This window comes from Rhodococcus sp. IEGM 1379 (genome assembly GCF_030056815.1).
Classification (GTDB): domain Bacteria; phylum Actinomycetota; class Actinomycetes; order Mycobacteriales; family Mycobacteriaceae; genus Rhodococcus_F.
Map to the genome: position 1 here is coordinate 101,457 of NZ_JASHKR010000007.1, position 16,105 is coordinate 117,561.

Annotated in this window: 14 protein-coding genes; 9 read left to right on the forward strand and 5 right to left on the reverse strand. The window is 61.3% G+C overall.

Annotated features, from left to right (window positions below):
• Positions 1–11 precede the first annotated feature (11 nt).
• From QM600_RS06770 to fahA, 3 genes are read left to right on the forward strand one after another with little or no spacing between them, the layout of a single operon-like run.
• Entirely contained in the window at positions 12–1,211 is a 1,200-nt protein-coding gene (locus QM600_RS06770) for a homogentisate 1,2-dioxygenase (protein WP_283260695.1), read from the forward strand.
• Positions 1,208–2,077 (forward strand): hypothetical protein, encoded by an 870-nt coding sequence (locus tag QM600_RS06775; RefSeq protein WP_283260696.1) that lies wholly within the window; start codon positions 1,208–1,210, stop codon positions 2,075–2,077. Before QM600_RS06770 ends, QM600_RS06775 begins: the two co-directional genes overlap by 4 nt.
• Positions 2,074–3,267, forward strand: a complete 1,194-nt coding sequence (gene fahA / locus QM600_RS06780; RefSeq protein WP_283260697.1) for a fumarylacetoacetase — start codon at positions 2,074–2,076, stop codon at positions 3,265–3,267. Before QM600_RS06775 ends, fahA begins: the two co-directional genes overlap by 4 nt.
• Positions 3,268–3,376: 109 nt before the next feature.
• Here fahA and QM600_RS06785 read toward each other — a convergent pair whose 3' ends face one another.
• Positions 3,377–4,099 carry an IclR family transcriptional regulator gene (locus QM600_RS06785; protein ID WP_283260698.1) on the reverse strand — a complete coding sequence of 241 codons (723 nt, stop codon included), beginning with the start codon at positions 4,097–4,099 and terminating at the stop codon, positions 3,377–3,379.
• Between the two features lie 143 nt (positions 4,100–4,242).
• On the opposite strand from QM600_RS06785, the gene QM600_RS06790 reads away from it, so the two are divergent.
• The 6 genes from QM600_RS06790 (at position 4,243) to QM600_RS06815 (ending at position 9,734) form a co-directional block, all read left to right on the forward strand.
• Positions 4,243–4,722 (forward strand): nuclear transport factor 2 family protein, encoded by a 480-nt coding sequence (locus QM600_RS06790; RefSeq protein WP_283260699.1) that lies wholly within the window; start codon positions 4,243–4,245, stop codon positions 4,720–4,722.
• A gap of 48 nt (positions 4,723–4,770) precedes the next feature.
• On the forward strand, positions 4,771–5,607 hold the full coding sequence (locus QM600_RS06795) for an SDR family NAD(P)-dependent oxidoreductase (RefSeq protein WP_283260700.1): 837 nt from the start codon (positions 4,771–4,773) through the stop codon (positions 5,605–5,607).
• Positions 5,600–6,382, forward strand: a complete 783-nt coding sequence (locus QM600_RS06800; RefSeq protein WP_283260701.1) for an SDR family NAD(P)-dependent oxidoreductase — start codon at positions 5,600–5,602, stop codon at positions 6,380–6,382. The genes QM600_RS06795 and QM600_RS06800 overlap by 8 nt, the downstream gene beginning before the upstream one ends.
• On the forward strand, positions 6,379–7,836 hold the full coding sequence (locus tag QM600_RS06805) for an FAD-dependent oxidoreductase (protein ID WP_283260702.1): 1,458 nt from the start codon (positions 6,379–6,381) through the stop codon (positions 7,834–7,836). Before QM600_RS06800 ends, QM600_RS06805 begins: the two co-directional genes overlap by 4 nt.
• Positions 7,837–7,900: 64 nt before the next feature.
• A complete protein-coding gene (locus tag QM600_RS06810; RefSeq protein WP_283260703.1) occupies positions 7,901–9,214 on the forward strand; it encodes an MFS transporter in 1,314 nt (437 codons plus the stop codon).
• A gap of 31 nt (positions 9,215–9,245) precedes the next feature.
• Positions 9,246–9,734: a nuclear transport factor 2 family protein gene (locus QM600_RS06815; protein WP_283260704.1), complete on the forward strand. Its 489-nt coding sequence runs from the start codon at positions 9,246–9,248 to the stop codon at positions 9,732–9,734.
• Positions 9,735–9,837: 103 nt separating this feature from the next.
• On the opposite strand, the gene QM600_RS06820 is transcribed toward QM600_RS06815, so the two are convergent.
• The 4 genes from QM600_RS06820 to QM600_RS06835 all read right to left on the reverse strand — a co-directional run bounded on the left by QM600_RS06820 (position 9,838) and on the right by QM600_RS06835 (position 16,008).
• Entirely contained in the window at positions 9,838–12,261 is a 2,424-nt protein-coding gene (locus tag QM600_RS06820; RefSeq protein ID WP_283260705.1) for an ATP-dependent Clp protease ATP-binding subunit, read from the reverse strand.
• Between the two features lie 159 nt (positions 12,262–12,420).
• Positions 12,421–12,975: an Rv2253 family sensor-like surface protein gene (locus QM600_RS06825; protein ID WP_283260706.1), complete on the reverse strand. Its 555-nt coding sequence runs from the start codon at positions 12,973–12,975 to the stop codon at positions 12,421–12,423.
• 80 nt (positions 12,976–13,055) lie between these two features.
• Positions 13,056–15,473: an ATP-binding cassette domain-containing protein gene (locus QM600_RS06830; RefSeq protein ID WP_502942898.1), complete on the reverse strand. Its 2,418-nt coding sequence runs from the start codon at positions 15,471–15,473 to the stop codon at positions 13,056–13,058.
• An 85-nt stretch (positions 15,474–15,558) separates the two neighbouring features.
• Entirely contained in the window at positions 15,559–16,008 is a 450-nt protein-coding gene (locus QM600_RS06835; RefSeq protein ID WP_283260707.1) for a helix-turn-helix transcriptional regulator, read from the reverse strand.
• Positions 16,009–16,105 lie beyond the last annotated feature (97 nt).

The window sequence follows — 16,105 nt, forward strand, 5'->3', positions numbered from 1 at the left end:
GGAGCCCAGTCATGGCGTTCTACCGACAACTCGGCAACATCCCACCGAAGCGTCACACCCAACACCGTGACGAGATGGGCAACCTCTACTTCGAGGAACTGATGGGCGAAGAGGGATTCTCCTCCGACTCGTCGCTGCTCTACCACCGCGAGATTCCGTCGTCGATCGTCGATGCCACAGTCTGGGAACTGCGCGACCAGAGCACCACTCCCAACCACCCGCTCAAGCCGCGACACCTGAAACTGCACACCCTGTTTCCCGAAAGCGCCTGGGAACACACCGATGTCGTGACCGGCCGTCGACTGATCCTTGGTAACGCCGATGTTCGACTGTCCTACGTCGTCGCAGCCGCCGCATCTCCCCTGTACCGCAATGCAATCGGCGACGAGATGGTCTACATCGAATCAGGTGAGGCGACCGTCGAAACCGTCTTCGGCGCACTCGAAGCACGCGAAGGCGACTACGTCCTCATTCCGATGTCCACCACCCATCGTTGGATCCCCAAGGGCGACAAGCCGCTGCGGGCATACGCGATCGAAGCCAACAGTCACATCGTTCCGCCCAAGCGGTACCTCTCACGGTTCGGCCAACTGCTCGAGAATGCGCCGTTCTGCGAACGAGACCTTCACGGACCCACTGCGCCGATGATTGCCGAAGGCACAGACGTCGAGGTCCTGGTGAAGCACCGCACCTCACAGGGCATAGTCGGGACTCGAATGGTCTATCCCACCCATCCTTTCGACGTCGTCGGCTGGGACGGATGTCTGTACCCGTACACGTTCAACATCTCTGACTACGAGCCCATCACGGGTCGGGTTCACCAACCGCCGCCGGCACATCAGGCGTTCGAGGGCAACAACTTCGTGATCTGCAACTTCGTCCCCCGCAAGGTCGACTACCACCCACTGTCGATCCCGGTTCCGTACTACCACTCGAATGTCGATTCCGACGAGATCATGTTCTACTGCGGTGGAGACTACGAGGCGCGCAAGGGATCCGGGATCGGCCAGGGTTCCATCTCGGTTCACCCCGGTGGCCACGCGCACGGCCCGCAGCCGGGTGCATACGAACGCAGCATCGGCGCCGAGTTCTTCGACGAGCTGGCCGTGATGGTCGATACGTTCAGACCGCTCGAGCTCGGCGAAGGCGCACTCGCGTGCGAGGACGACTCGTACGCGTGGAGTTGGGCTGGAAGGGGGCCGCAGAAATGACGGTGATTTCCCCACTCCTACAAGGCCTCTGCGACGATGCCGCCCTGTTCCCGCCAGGTAATGCGCCTCTGGCCGACGCGGTTCCGGCTCACGCGGCCTACCGCCGAGCCGACTACGCCGAGCTTGTCGGTCCGTTCATCTTTCCGGCACCGCGATTGGGCGAACTGGCTGATCACCTGTCCGGAGACAGTTCCTTATCTTTGAGTCTCACGGTTCCGACGGGTCCGGCCGACACAGCGGCCGCGCTGGCGAGCGCAGTCGAACTCCCCGGTGTTCGTGTTGTCGCCGTCGAGGTGGGAACACCTCCCGGTGTCGACGCCGCCGAGGCCTTCGCGGAACTCGCACGCATTCGTTCCACATATCCCGACATCGAGATTTTTGTGGAAGTTCCACGTGACGATCGGCGCGGTGACTATCTTGCCGCGCTGACGGCGGCCGGATACTCCGCAAAGTTTCGGACCGGAGGCATCGTCGCCGAGGCGTATCCGGATGAGGACGAGCTTGCCGACGCCATTATTTTTGTTGTCCGCGCGGGCATTCCGTTCAAGGCAACTGCCGGACTACACCATGCCGTACGCAATACGGATCCCGAAACAGGATTCGAGCAACACGGCTTCCTCAACATCCTGACAGCTGTCACCGTCGCAGCCGCCGGCGGTGAGCGGTCGGATGTCGTTGCAGCACTTGCCGAGCGGAACGAATCAAAGATCGCCAGCGCGTTGAGCGATGTGACCAACGACGCCGCCGTGGACGTCCGTCGACGCTTCCTCTCGTTCGGCACCTGCAGCATCACGGACCCCCTGACCGAACTCGAAAGCCTCGGACTGATCTCCGTCGGCCCGAAGACAGAAGGAACACTCGTATGACCACCACAACTATCGACATTCCCGCCGACTCCTTGTTCGGTATCAACAACCTTCCTTACGGAGTGTTCTCGCCTGCCGGCGGAGCGCCGCGCGTCGGCGTGCGGGTAGGCGAGGTGGTCATCGATCTGGCTGTAGCGCTGGGTGATTCCGTCTTCGCGGAGCCGACCTTGAACGCCTTCATGGCTCAGGGCCGGGAACGTTGGGTGTCCGTACGCCAGCAGATCACGGAACTCGTATCCGGTGAAATCCCCACGGAAGCAGTATTTTCCGTCGATACCGTGACGCTGCATCTCCCCATCTCCGTTGCCGACTACGTCGATTTCTACGCGTCGGAGAACCACGCCACCAATCTCGGACGGTTGTTCCGCCCGGACGCCGCTCCCCTGATGCCCAACTGGAAGCACCTCCCCGTCGGATACCACGGTCGTTCGAGCACCATCGTCGTCTCCGGCACCGACATCATCCGTCCGTGCGGTCAGCGCAAGGCGCCCGATCAGGAAAACCCTGACTTCGGACCGTCCCGTCGACTGGACATCGAAGCCGAGATGGGTTTCATCGTCGGAACTCCGTCGAAAATGGGGGATCGCATCACTCCGGACGAGTTCTCCGAGCACGTCTTCGGCGCAGTTGTCGTCAACGACTGGTCTGCCCGCGACATTCAGGCGTGGGAATACGTCCCACTCGGCCCCAACCTCGGCAAAAGTTTCGCGACGTCAATCTCCCCGTGGGTCGTGCCGCTTCTCGCCCTCGAGGCGGCACGGATCGATACCCCCATCCAGGATCCGGAACCTCTGCCCTACCTGCGCGGTAACGAGAAGTGGGGCCTGGACATCAATTTGGCCGTCGAGTGGAATGGCCACGTAGTCTCACGGCCGCCATATGCACAGATGTACTGGTCGCCGGCACAGATGCTTGCCCACACCACCGTCAACGGAGCCACCGCCAGCACCGGTGATCTCTTCGCTTCCGGAACGATCTCCGGTCCCGAGAAGAATCAGCGCGGCGCCTTCATCGAATTAACCTGGGGTGGAAAGGAACCCGTCGCAGTGGGCAGCGAGACGCGCACCTTCCTCGAGGACGGCGACACCATTTCCATCTCGGCGACCGCACCGGGCATCGGTGGATCGCGTATCGGGTTCGGCGAGGTTACGGCCGGCATCCTGCCCGCGAGGTTCTCAGCGACTCACTGAGACGCCCGAAAGGCCTACGCACGACAATGCGGACCAACGCGATGAGGGCGTTGGTCCGTATTGTCGTGCCCAGAGCCGAAGAACTGAAAATTATTGACACACAACGATATCAGCGCAACATGCTGCCGAGGTTGCGCGCCGCCGCGACGACCTCTGCACCCAAAGCCTCGCGGTCATCCGTGTCGAATACCGAGATTCCGAGGCTGGCGAGAGCGTCACCGCGCCGGCCGGGAATAACGGCCGAAATGCCAAGCACAGAAGGAATGACCTCCCCGTCGGTCATCGCGTAGCCGCGAGCACGCGCCGCAGTGATCTCTTGACGCTCCCCGTCGACGGGTGGCAGCGAGGCAAGGATCGACAGGCCTGCCGACCCCCGATTGATCGGGTCGACCTGACCTGGGTGGAACGCCACATGAACCTTGGCGCGGCGCGGTTCGACAACCATCAGTGCGCGCACCACCCCCTCGCTCTCACGGACCACGAGGTGAGCAGTGGCCTCGGTGGCGTCGGCGAGCGCTTCAAGGACGGGGCGAGCCAGGGTCCGCAGATCCTGCTCGACAGGTTCCGCCAGAGTGACCAGCCCGGCGCCCAGCGTGACGCGCTTGAAGGAGTCCTTGCGGCACAGGTGATGAGCCTCGAGCGTGCGAATCAGCCTGTGCGCCACGGTGCGGTGAACACCGATGCCGTCCGCGATGTCGGTGACCGAGAGACCATGCGGATACGACGTCAAGAGCTCCAGAACCGCAAGTCCGTGATGCAGCGTTTTCGACATGCTCGAGTCCACCTGAACTGCGCTTTTGCGCGGTCGATGCTCCTCGTTGAGTTCCGACATGGAATCCCCTTCTTGACGTATGTGAGGTGTGCCACCTACGCTTTGTTTATATCGCACACCACGTGCGATTATCGCACACCAACGAACGAGTTGCACATGTTTCGGCAAATGCAGCGAATCGTGTCCGGAAAGAAGTTTGTCTGATGAGTGATCACTGCTCCTTGGCACCAGAGGTCGTTACCTCGATTCACCAGCTCTACGGAATGCAGAGCCACCTCATCGATACCGGTCAGTCCGATTCCTGGGCAAAGACTTTCACAATCGACGGCGAGTTCCATTCACCCAGCTATCCCGAACCGGTCGTCGGATTCGCGGAGCTGACAGCCTTTGCCGACCGCTTCTTCTCGGGAGCATCAGCAGCGGGTGAAGTTCACCGGCACGTATTGACCAACCTGGCGATCGAGTCGCACGAACCCGGCGTCGTCACTGTGCGGGGCTACTTGCAGATCGTGGCAACCGCCATCGGCGGCGAATCGCGATTGGTGCGGATGACAACGATCACCGATCGGGTGGTCCGAGTGAACGAAGGGTGGCGGATTGACCGGCGCGTCGTCTCCCGCGACGACACTGTTGCGCAGCACAGCATCACTGCACACGCACCGCGCTCTTCGACCCATTCCTGAGCAACCAAAACTTTTAGTACATGACCATTTTCAGTAGGAGAATCAATCATGACCGCAGTTGCTGACCAGTCCAATCCCGGCCGTACCGTCGCCACCCCACTGTTGGTGCTGTATCCCGAGTTGGCCGGCAAGGTCGCCGTCGTGACCGGTGCGGCGCAAGGTATGGGCGCGACGTTCGCCGAAGGCTTGGCAACGCGCGGCATCAACGTAGTCGGCGCCGACATCAACGAAGAGCAGATGCTCGCCACCGCTGAAACCATCAATGCGGCCCTGGCCTCGACATCCTTGGCAGACAAGCCCGGCCGTGTAGTCGGCGCTCGCGTCGACGTCACCAAGCCCGACGAGCACGAACTGCTCGCCCAGCTGGCCCTGAAGGAATTCGGCCAGGTGGACTTCTGGATCAACAACGCGGGCATCTTCCCGTTTGCACTCGCCGAGGAGATCACTCCCGAACAGATCGGCGCAACGCTGAGCGTCAACGTCGAAGGCGTGCTGTACGGCGCTCAGGCTGCGGCCCGCCACATCAAGCCCGGCGGCGCCATCGTGAACATGTCTTCCGTGTCCGCTCTGCGTGTGCGTAAGGGTCGCGGTGCGTACTGCACCTCCAAGGCGGCGGTCGCGCACCTCTCCGAATCGCTGGCAGTAGAGTTCGGCGACAAGGGAATTCGTGTCAACTCCATCGCTCCCGGCTACATCGACACCGCCATGACGAAGTGGGTACAGGAAGACCCGATCGCACTCGCCAACGCTCTCGACGCAGTGCCGCTGCACCGCCTGGGCTCGCCCGAGGAAGTCTTCGGCCCGCTGCTGTTCCTGCTCTCGGACAGCTCGCGCTACGTCACCGGCCACAGCATCGCAGTCGACGGCGGTTCACGGCATGTCTGATCAAACGTCTTACCCCGGAGTTGTTCTCGTCACCGGTGGCGCTGCCGGCATGGGTGCGCATCATGCGCGCACCCTCGCAGCGCGTGGGTCGCACGTCTGTGTTGCAGACGTTGCCGATTCTTCGGAACTGATCGAAGAGATCACCGCCGCAGGCGGATCAGCTTCGGGACATGCCCTCGACGTCACCGACGCCGCAGCGTGGACGAGTCTGGTCGACGACATCCGTACCACCCATGGCGAACTCGGCGGCTTGGTCAATAATGCCGGCATCTCCCGTCGACTCGACTTCATGGACACCCCGGACGACATCTGGGAACTGACCATGAAGATCAACCTGTTCGGGCCGTTCTACGGAATGAAGGCCGTGGCGCCGTTGATGCGCGAGAGCGGTGGCGGTTCCATCGTCAACATCTCGTCCATCGCCGGTCAGATCGGTTACTTCTCACCCGCGTACTCCTCGAGCAAGTGGGGCCTCACCGGCCTGTCGAAATCGGCTGCCGGCAACTTCGCCCAGTGGGGCATCCGCGTCAACTCGGTACACCCGGGAATGGTCGGAACCGCACTGCTCGGTACCACGAGCGACTTCATCGACGCGTCGCTGAAGTCAGTTCCCCTCGCGCGCATGGGAACCCTGGATGAAATTACCGAAGCCGTGCTCTTTCTGCTGTCGGACAAGTCGACGTACACCACCGGAACGGGAATGACGGTGGACGGCGGACTGGTCTCGAATGGCTTGTACCACCGCGTCATTGCGGAGACTGGAGAACTTTCATGAGTGACGACTGGGACGTCATTGTCATCGGTGGCGGCGGGGCCGGACTGGCGGCTGCCGTATCGGCCGCCGAAGAAGGCGCGTCGGTGCTCCTGTTCGAGTCCGAAACCGAACTCGGCGGCTCCACACAACTTTCTGCCGGAATCTTCACCGCAGCAGGCACCAGCGTGCAGGCCGGCCTCGGCATCGAGGACTCCGCGGAGAAGTTTTTCCAGCACTACATGGACCTCAACCAATGGCTCCTCGCGCCTGGACTGATCCGCGCCTTCTGCGAAAATGCCGGTCCGACACTGGAATGGCTCATCGAACTGGGCGTCGAGATCCCCACCTCGATCTCCGGCAATGCTCACCAACCTGGGCTTGCGCAAGCCGGCGTCGAAGATGTCTGGCGTGGCCACGTCCCGAAAGACCAGGGCTATGGCCTTGTTCAGACACTGGACCGGGCGCGTCGTAAGCACGGTATCGAAGCCATCCTCGGCACGCGGGTGCAGAAGCTGATCAAGGAAGACGGTCGAGTTGTCGGTGTCGTTGCCGACGACATCGAGGTTCACGCCGGAGCCGTCGTGGTTGCCACGGGCGGATTCGCGCAGAACCCAGAACTGGTTGATCGGTACTTCCCCGTCGCTAACAAAGCGGGCGACGCCTTGTTCGTCGTCGCGGCGGAAGGTAGTCGCGGAGACCATATTCGGTTCGCGCGTGAACTGGATGCGCCCGTCATCGGCGACGACTGGGGCCTGATCATGCCCACCGTGTACTTCCAGCGGTTCCATCACTGGCAGTCCGGTTTCCCACCGAAGTCGCGCATCTACGTCAACCAGAACGGTCGCCGGTTCATGGACGAAGACGCATCGTATGCGGTCTCCACCGGAATCATCGACCAACAGGGTGGTTACGGCTGGATGATCTTCGACGAGACTGCTCGCGTCGGTCTTGCTCCCGGATACGCGGATTGGAACCCCGAACGCGTCGAGCAGGAAGTTGCCGCCGGTAACACCTATCGTGCCGACACCATCGAAGAACTTGCTGCACTGATCGACGTCCCAGTCGAGACGCTGGCGTCGACACTGAACAAGTGGAACCAACAACTCCCGAATGGCCGTGACGACGACTACCTTCGTCATCGGACGCTGCGCAACAAGGGTGCGATCGGTAATCCCGACAGCATCTCGGCAGCGCCGTTCTATGCGGCGAAAATCCTTCCCGCAGAGCTGGTCTGCACTCACGCGGGTATGGAAATCGACTCTAATGCGGCTGTACTCGGCAGGGAGGGAAACCCCGTCGAGGGTCTCTATGCAGCCGGTGAGGCCGGCGCCGGAATCCTCGGATTGCGATATGTAGGCGGGGGCAACGCAGTTGCCAACGCTCTGACCATGGGCCGCATCGCGGGACGTAATGCGGCGAAATTCACCCGGACCAGCGTTTCCGACGCAGCAGTCCATTCCTTTGCTCACGCCTGACGGTCATCGTCTGCGCAGCACCGAACCCAAGTCAGTAGGGACCAAAATGTTAGAGAATGAGACCATGGCGCGAGCCGAGGACAGCGAGATCAGCGAAGCGGCACCTCTGGGTCAGTCGACCACGAAGGTCATTCGCGCGGCTGTGGTCGGTACCGTCGTCGAGTATTACGACTTCGGCATCTACGGATACATGGCGACAACCATTGCGGCACTGTTCTTCGTATCGCATGACCCGAACGCTGCGCTCCTCGGCACGTTCGCGGCGTTTGCCGTCGCATTCTTCCTACGCGTTCCCGGTGGCATCTTCTTCGGCCACATCGGTGACAAGTACGGGCGAAAGAACGCCCTATCGTGGACCATTCTGCTGATGGTGCTGGCCACCGCAGGCATGGGTCTACTGCCGACGTACGCCACGTTGGGCGTCTGGGCGACTTCGATTTTGGTGCTCGCTCGCTGTCTCCAGGGTTTTGCAGCCGGCGGAGAACTCGGTGGCGCCAACGCTTTCGTCTCCGAATCTGCACCCGCCCGCTGGCGCGCCACGCAAACCTCGATGGTCAACACCGGAACCTACCTGGGTTCGTTGGCAGCATCGCTGATGGCACTTGGCCTGACGTCCGTCTTCACCCACGAGCAGATCCTGGAATGGGCCTGGCGCATTCCGTTCCTGCTCAGCCTCCTGATCGGTGGCATCGGCATCTGGATCCGTAGCCAGATGGAAGACACCCCGCAGTTCACAGAGCTCCAGGACAAGGGTGAGACGAAGAAGCTCCCCATCCGGGAACTGCTCAGCACCTCCGGCGGCAGCGTCGTCAAGATCATTCTGCTCGGCGCACTCATCACCGGCGGCTACTACATCGCATCCGTCTACGCGGCTACTTACCTCCAGACCACCGGCGGTCACTCCTCGCGAGTCGCATTCCTTTCGACTTCTCTCGCACTGGTACTCGGTGTCATCACGCTGCCCACCTCCGGATACCTGGCCGACAAGTACGGACGCCGTCCGGTGCTGTTCGCCGGTAGCGCCGCAGCAGTACTGCTCGGAATCCCGATGTTCATGATGATGGCCGGCGGAAGCGTCTGGCAGGCCGTGGTCGGGCAATCCGTTCTGTTCATCTGCGTCTCTGTCGTCAACGGAGCCTCGTACGTGACCTACGTGGAAATGCTGAAAGCCTCTGTGCGATACAGCGGTCTGGCACTCGGCAACAATGTCACCAACATGTTCCTCGGCGGCACTGCACCTTTCATTGCGACGTACCTCATCAGCCTGACCGGAAACTCGCTCGCCCCGGCCGGATACTTCGTATTCTGTGCCGTGATCACCTTCGTCACCGTGTTCTTCATCAAGGAAACCAAGGGCATTGCCCTGCAGGTCGACTGATCACACCGATTCCAGGACAGGAGATTTCACTGTGACCTTCGCTGACAAGCAAGCAATCACCGAAGTTCTGTACCGGTATGCCCGAGCGGTCGATCGAAAGGACTTCGACAGCGTCGCCCTCTGTTACTTCGACGACGCGATCGACAATCACGGTGGTTACATCGGAACCGTCGACGGCCTGATCGAAGACATGAAGATCCGCCACAAGACCATCGACTCGTCGATGCATGTCATTTCCAACATCTTGATCGACGTCAACGGCGATGTCGCGCAAGCGGAGTCGTACTGTCTGTGCTACCTGCGTCAAGAACGCTCGAGCACGAACACCGCGCAGACACTTGCCACGATCAAGTGCCGTTACGTCGACCGGTTCGAAAGACGACAAGGCGAATGGCGAATTGCCGATCGCATCGTGGTTTTCGACGAGTCACGTGAAGATGTGATCGAGAACATCCTCCCCCTGGGTTGGGTCACGTCACGCCGATCCTCCGAGGACCCGGTGTACACAAGGGTCCCCTGAGCCTCGACGCGAATGGGTTTTCACCACCCCCATCCGAGCGAACGTACCTTCCGTCGCATCTAAGGCGTCGAAAGGTACGTTCGTTCGGATTCTGTGTGCCTAACTAGCTGAACACCAACTCACCCTCGTCGACGCCAACAGTAATGCTGCCGCCTTCTTCGAGGAGATCGTCGAGCAGCATGTCGGCGATCTTGTCGTCGACTACCCGCTGGATCGAACGACGCAACGGACGCGCCCCGAACTCTGGCTGGTGACCATGTTCGGCAATCCAATCCACAGCATCAGCCGTGAACTCGATCTCGATACCCTTGGACTGCAAGCGCTTACGGCTGTCGTCGAGCAGTAAGTCCGTGATCCGGTGCAACTGCTCGGCATCGAGTTTGCGGAAGATCACGATCTCGTCGATCCGGTTCAGGAACTCCGGACGCATCGACTCACGCAGGCGCGCCATCACACGATCACGCAAAGGCTTTTCAGCCGATTCCGCGTCGCCGGTAATGAAGCCGAGCCCACCGGACTTGCTCGAGATGATGTCCGAGCCGAGATTACTGGTCATGATCACAACGGCATTCTTGAAGTCCACCGTGCGACCCTGACCGTCGGTCAGACGTCCGTCGTCGAGCACCTGAAGCAAGGTGTTGAACACGTCCGGGTGCGCCTTCTCGATCTCGTCGAGCAGGATCACCGAGTACGGGTTACGACGCACTTGTTCCGTGAGCTGTCCGGCCTCGCCGTATCCGACGTATCCGGGAGGTGCACCGACCAACCTGCTGACCGTGTGCCTTTCGCCGAATTCACTCATGTCGAACCGCAGCATCTTGTTCTCGTCGCCGAAGAGTGTAGCGGCCAAAGCTTTTGCAAGCTCTGTCTTACCCACACCGGTCGGACCCAGGAACAAGAAGCTACCCACCGGACGATTCGGGTCACTCATGCCGGTGCGGCTACGACGCACTGCCCGCGCAATCGCGCGAACAGCATCGTCCTGTCCGACGACACGACTGTGCAGTTCCTCTTCCAGACGACGCAAGCGATCCTTCTCTGCCTGAGTCATCTGGCTGGCCGGGATACCCGTTGCGCGGGCGACAACTTCGGCGATCTGCTCGGCAGTCACGTCAGGTGCCTCCTCGGCCGGAGCCGCGGATCCTGCCTTCTCGAGGCGCTGCGTCACGACGTTGATTTCGTCACGCAAAGTGGAAGCCTTCTCGTACAACTCGTCGGCGACGGCTTTCTCCTTGTCGGCTTCGAGTTGCTCGAGACGCTGCTGCAGCGCTGCGGTATCGACGGTCGCGGTCTTCAGCCGCAATCGTGCGCCCGCCTGGTCGATGAGGTCAATTGCCTTGTCCGGCAAGAACCGATCGCCGATGTAGCGTGCAGACAGTTCTACCGCAGCGGTGATCGCCTCGTCGGTGTAATGAACCTTGTGGTGATCCTCGTAGCGACTGCGCAAACCACTCAAGATCGCGATCGCGTCCTCGATCGACGGCTCCCCCACCTGAACAGGCTGGAAGCGCCGCTCGAGCGCGGGATCCTTCTCGATGTGCTTGCGGTATTCGTCGAGCGTGGTGGCACCGACAATGTGCAGTTCACCGCGAGCGAGCTTGGGCTTGAGGATGTTTCCGGCATCCATCGCACCTTCAGCGCCGCCGCCGGCACCAGCGATGGTGTGCATCTCGTCGATGAAGACGATCAGTTCGCCGGAGTGCGCCGTGATCTCGTCGAGGACCTTGGTGAGTCGCTCCTCGAAATCACCGCGGTAGCGAGTACCCGAGACCATACTGGAGAGCTCGAGTTGGACAATTCTCTTGCCCACCAAGGAATCCGGCACTTCACCGTCGACGATGCGCTGAGCCAAGCCTTCGACGATGGCGGTCTTACCGACGCCCGCCTCGCCAACCAGAACAGGGTTGTTCTTGGTACGACGCGAGAGGATCTCGATAGTCTGCTCGATCTCGTCGGCGCGGCCGATCACCGGATCGACACCACCGTTGCGTGCGCGGTCGGTGAGGTCGACGCCGAACTTGTCGAGCATCGGCGTAGTGGACTCCCCTTCTTCTGCAGGCACATCCGGATTACGAACGGCATTCTGCAGCTTCTCCGGCGTAACGCCGGCAGACGCGAGCAGACGACCGGGCGCGTGATCGAGATCGCCGGCGAGTGCAATGAACAGGTGTTCGGGATCGATGTACGTCGATCCGAGGGCTCGGGCCAGTTGATGCGCCTCGAGTAAAGCAGTTTTGACGGCACTACTGAGCGCGGGTGCGGTGAATCCGACCTGCTCACGGCCTTGTGGGAGCCGCAGGTCGACGGCGTCGACTACGGCTTTCGGGTCAGCCCCGGCGCGCTGCATGAGCGTGCGGACCGGATCCTGCTCCGCCATGACGCGGAGAACGTGCAGTGCATCGAGATCCGAATCACCGCGAGCAGATGCTGCGCGTGCAGCTTCAGCCATAAGTTGCTGAGTGGCCCTGCTCATGAGCCGGGAAATATCGATACGACCGGGACCCTCGGGCCCGAAGAATGCTGGCATTCCGAAGCCTCCTTGCAGAAAGTTGAGCGTTACTCACTCAAGTAACATGCCTGAGTCGGAATCAATTCCCGCGTGCTCGGATTACTTTCAGCGCTAGACGTCGACCTGCTATTCCCGGCGCGTCATTTCCAGCGGCGTGAGCCGGACTGACGACACCCGTCAGCTGCCGCTGCTACCGAAAGCCGGAGGATGTGGACGGACGGGATAAGCAGCAACATCCATGGTCACCGTGCCTTGGCACGGTCCTTCCTCCGTGATCCAGGTGGTCCACGAGCCGATCAGGGTGCCGTCGGGTTGTGGCGTGTAGTACGCCTCCGAATGAGCGTCCTGCCACACCTTCTCCACGCCCGCGCCCATGTAGCAGTCCCATCGCCAGTCGTAAAGATGAACCCAACTGGTCCCGTCCCACGTGTATGTCGCTGGCTGGGGAAGAGTTGGATTGTCGGGCGGCGGACCACCGATCACGGTCGCCACGCAGGGACCGCCAGAACAATCCGTAGCGAAGGTGTACGTGTCAGCGAAGTCAGGCTCCGACTGACTCGCCGCCAGACTCGTACCGTGCTTCGACGCGGCGAAGCGTTTGAGTGAGTAATCGCCCGACCAGGACGGCTGCGCCGCTCCCGCCACTCCCACCGGCACGATCCCGGCAACCAAACCGACAGCCATCAGTGCAACAGGCAGTGCTTTTCTCGCAATCAGCAGTGCTTTTCTCATAAAGCAGTGAATCACGTGGACCGCCCGGCATTCGAAAAATCGCTCAAATCGCCCCAGGCGGCCCACACGAACGGTCTCGCTCAGGCTCCGACGTACGCCGCGAGATGCTTGCCGGTGAGGGTGGAACCGTCGGCGACGAGATCGGCAGGCGTTCCCTCGAAAACGATCTGGCCACCGTCATGGCCGGCGCCGGGGCCTAGGTCGATGATCCAGTCGGCGTGCGCCATGACTGCCTGATGATGCTCGATCACGATGACCGACTTACCGGAGTCGACAAGTTTGTCGAGCAGGCCGAGAAGCTGTTCGACGTCAGCGAGGTGAAGTCCCGTCGTGGGCTCGTCGAGGACGTAGACGCCGCCCTTCTCGCCGAGGTGGGTGGCCAGCTTGATTCGCTGCCGCTCGCCGCCGGACAGTGTCGTGAGCGGCTGGCCGATGCGGAGGTACCCGAGCCCGACGTCGACGAGTCGAACGAGAATTTTGTGAGCCGGCAATAGCTTTGCGTCGCCGTCACCGAAAAACGCCTCGGCCTCGGCCACCGACATCGCGAGCACCTCGCTGATGTCCTTCCCACCGAACTTGTACTCCAGAACATCTGCTTGGAATCGCTTGCCTTCGCACTCCTCGCAGATGGTCGCGACCCCGGCCATCATCGCGAGGTCGCTGTAGATAACGCCATTTCCGTTGCACGTCGGGCAGGCGCCCTCGGAGTTGGCACTGAACAGCGCGGGCTTCACCGCATTGGCCTTCGCGAATGCCTTACGAATCGGGTCCAGCAATCCGGTGTACGTCGCCGGGTTGCTGCGCCGCGAGCCCCTGATAGCTCCCTGATCGATGGCAACCACACCATCGCGTTTCGACAGCGAACCGTGGATCAGTGAACTCTTGCCAGACCCCGCCACACCGGTCACCACAACCAAAACACCAAATGGCACATCGACATCGACGTTCTGCAAGTTGTGCGACGTGGCGCCGCGAATCTCCATCGCGCCGTTGGATTCACGCACGCTTTCCTTGATCGCGGCCCGGTCGTCGAAATGTCGACCAGTGATGGTGTCACTGGCCCGCAGCCCTTCGACACTCCCCTCGAAACAGACTGTGCCACCGCCACTACCGGCGCCGGGGCCAAGATCGACAATGTGATCGGCAATCACAATCGTCTCCGGCTTGTGCTCGACAACGAGCACCGTGTTGCCCTTGTCACGTAGACGCAGCAGGAGGTCATTCATCCGTTGGATGTCGTGGGGATGAAGGCCGGTAGTGGGCTCGTCGAAGACATAGGTGATGTCCGTGAGCGAGGATCCAAGATGTCGAATCATCTTGGTGCGCTGCGCTTCACCGCCCGACAGCGTCCCGGAAGGCCGGTCCAGGCTCAGGTATCCCAACCCGATTTCCACGAAGGAATTGAGAGTATCCGAGAGTGTATCCAGCAGCGGTGCCACCGACGGTTCCTTCACCCCGCCGACCCACACGGCGAGGTCGCTGATCTGCATCGCACAGGCGTCGGCAATGCTGATGCCCTTGATTTTCGACGACCTGGCGGCCTCGCTGAGACGTGTACCGTCGCACTCCGGACAGGTGGCGAAGGTGATCGCCCGCTCCACAAACGCGCGGATATGCGGCTGCATAGCGTCAACGTCCTTGGACAGGAACGACTTCTGGATCTGCGGGATCAAGCCGGCGTACGTCAGGTTGATGCCTTCGACCTTGATCTTGGTCGGCTCCTTGTAGAGGAGATCGTTCAGTTCTTTCTTGGTGTACTTGCGGATCGGCTTGTCGGGATCGAAGTAACCGCAGCCGCGGTAGATACGGCCGTACCATCCGTCCATGCTGTAGCCGGGGATAGTGAGGGCGCCCTCGTTGAGCGACTTGCTGTCGTCGTACAACGCCGTCAGGTCGAAATCGCTGACCGAGCCGCGGCCCTCACATCGCGGACACATGCCGCCGGTGATGCTGAAGCTCCGACGCTCCTTGGTCTCACGGCCGGCACGCTCGATGGTGATCGCACCGGCGCCGGAGGCCGACGCGACATTGAACGAGAACGCCTGGGACGAGCCGATGTGCGGCTTTCCGAACCGACTGAAGAGGATGCGGAGCATCGCGTTGGCGTCGGTAGCGGTTCCAACCGTCGAACGGGGGTCGACGCCCATCCGCTGCTGGTCGACGATGATCGCCGTCGTCAGCCCGTCGAGGACATCGACGTCGGGCCGAGCCAAAGTCGGCATGAAGCCCTGGACAAACGCGCTGTACGTCTCGTTGATCATCCGCTGCGACTCCGCGGCGATCGTACTGAAGACCAGTGAACTCTTTCCCGAACCCGAAACGCCGGTGAACACTGTCAACCGACGCTTCGGGATTTCGACACTGATTTCCTGGAGGTTGTTCACTCGCGCGCCCTGCACGCGGATGAGGTCGTGGCTGTCGGCAAGATGCTGCGTGGTCGACGCGTCCACCTTTCCTCGCTTGGCCGTGTTCGTGGCCGTCCTCGCGGCAGTGCTCACTCTTGTCTCCATCTGTCAGTCGTGTCGGTCTATGCAGATTTTTAGCCGTGACGGCTGGATAGCTCAGCGTAATTCTCGGATGCAGTCACGATAGTTGCGATTCGGGCGTCGGCGCTTCTCGATTCCTGATCGGTCTTGTCACCTGTTTCGAGACGCACGACGGCAATCCCACAGTCGCTTGCGCAGCATCCCGTCGATAGACGCTGGGAGGAACTCCGACCAACTCGGTGAAGCGACTGCTGAAGGTACCGAGCGAGCTGCATCCGACCTCGAAACAGACCTCGGTAACGCTGAGGTCGCCGCGACGCAGCAGCGCCATCGCACGCTCGATGCGCCGCGTCATCAGATAGGCGTATGGCGGCTCCCCGTAGGCGAGCCGGAATTGGCGACTGAGGTGACCGGCCGACATATTCACCCCGCGAGCGAGCGCCTCGACATCCAGCGGCTTCGAGTACTCCCGGTCGATCCGGTCGCGAACGCGGCGCAGGAGCGCGAGATCGAGCAGTCGTTGCGCTTCGGCGGTTGTGCTGGTCACCTGATCGATCGTGCCACGTCTCAATCGCGTTGTGCACCCGAAGCCAATCGTTTCCAGAGCCTCTCGAGTGGCGTCGAAACCAGGAGCAACAGCAGCG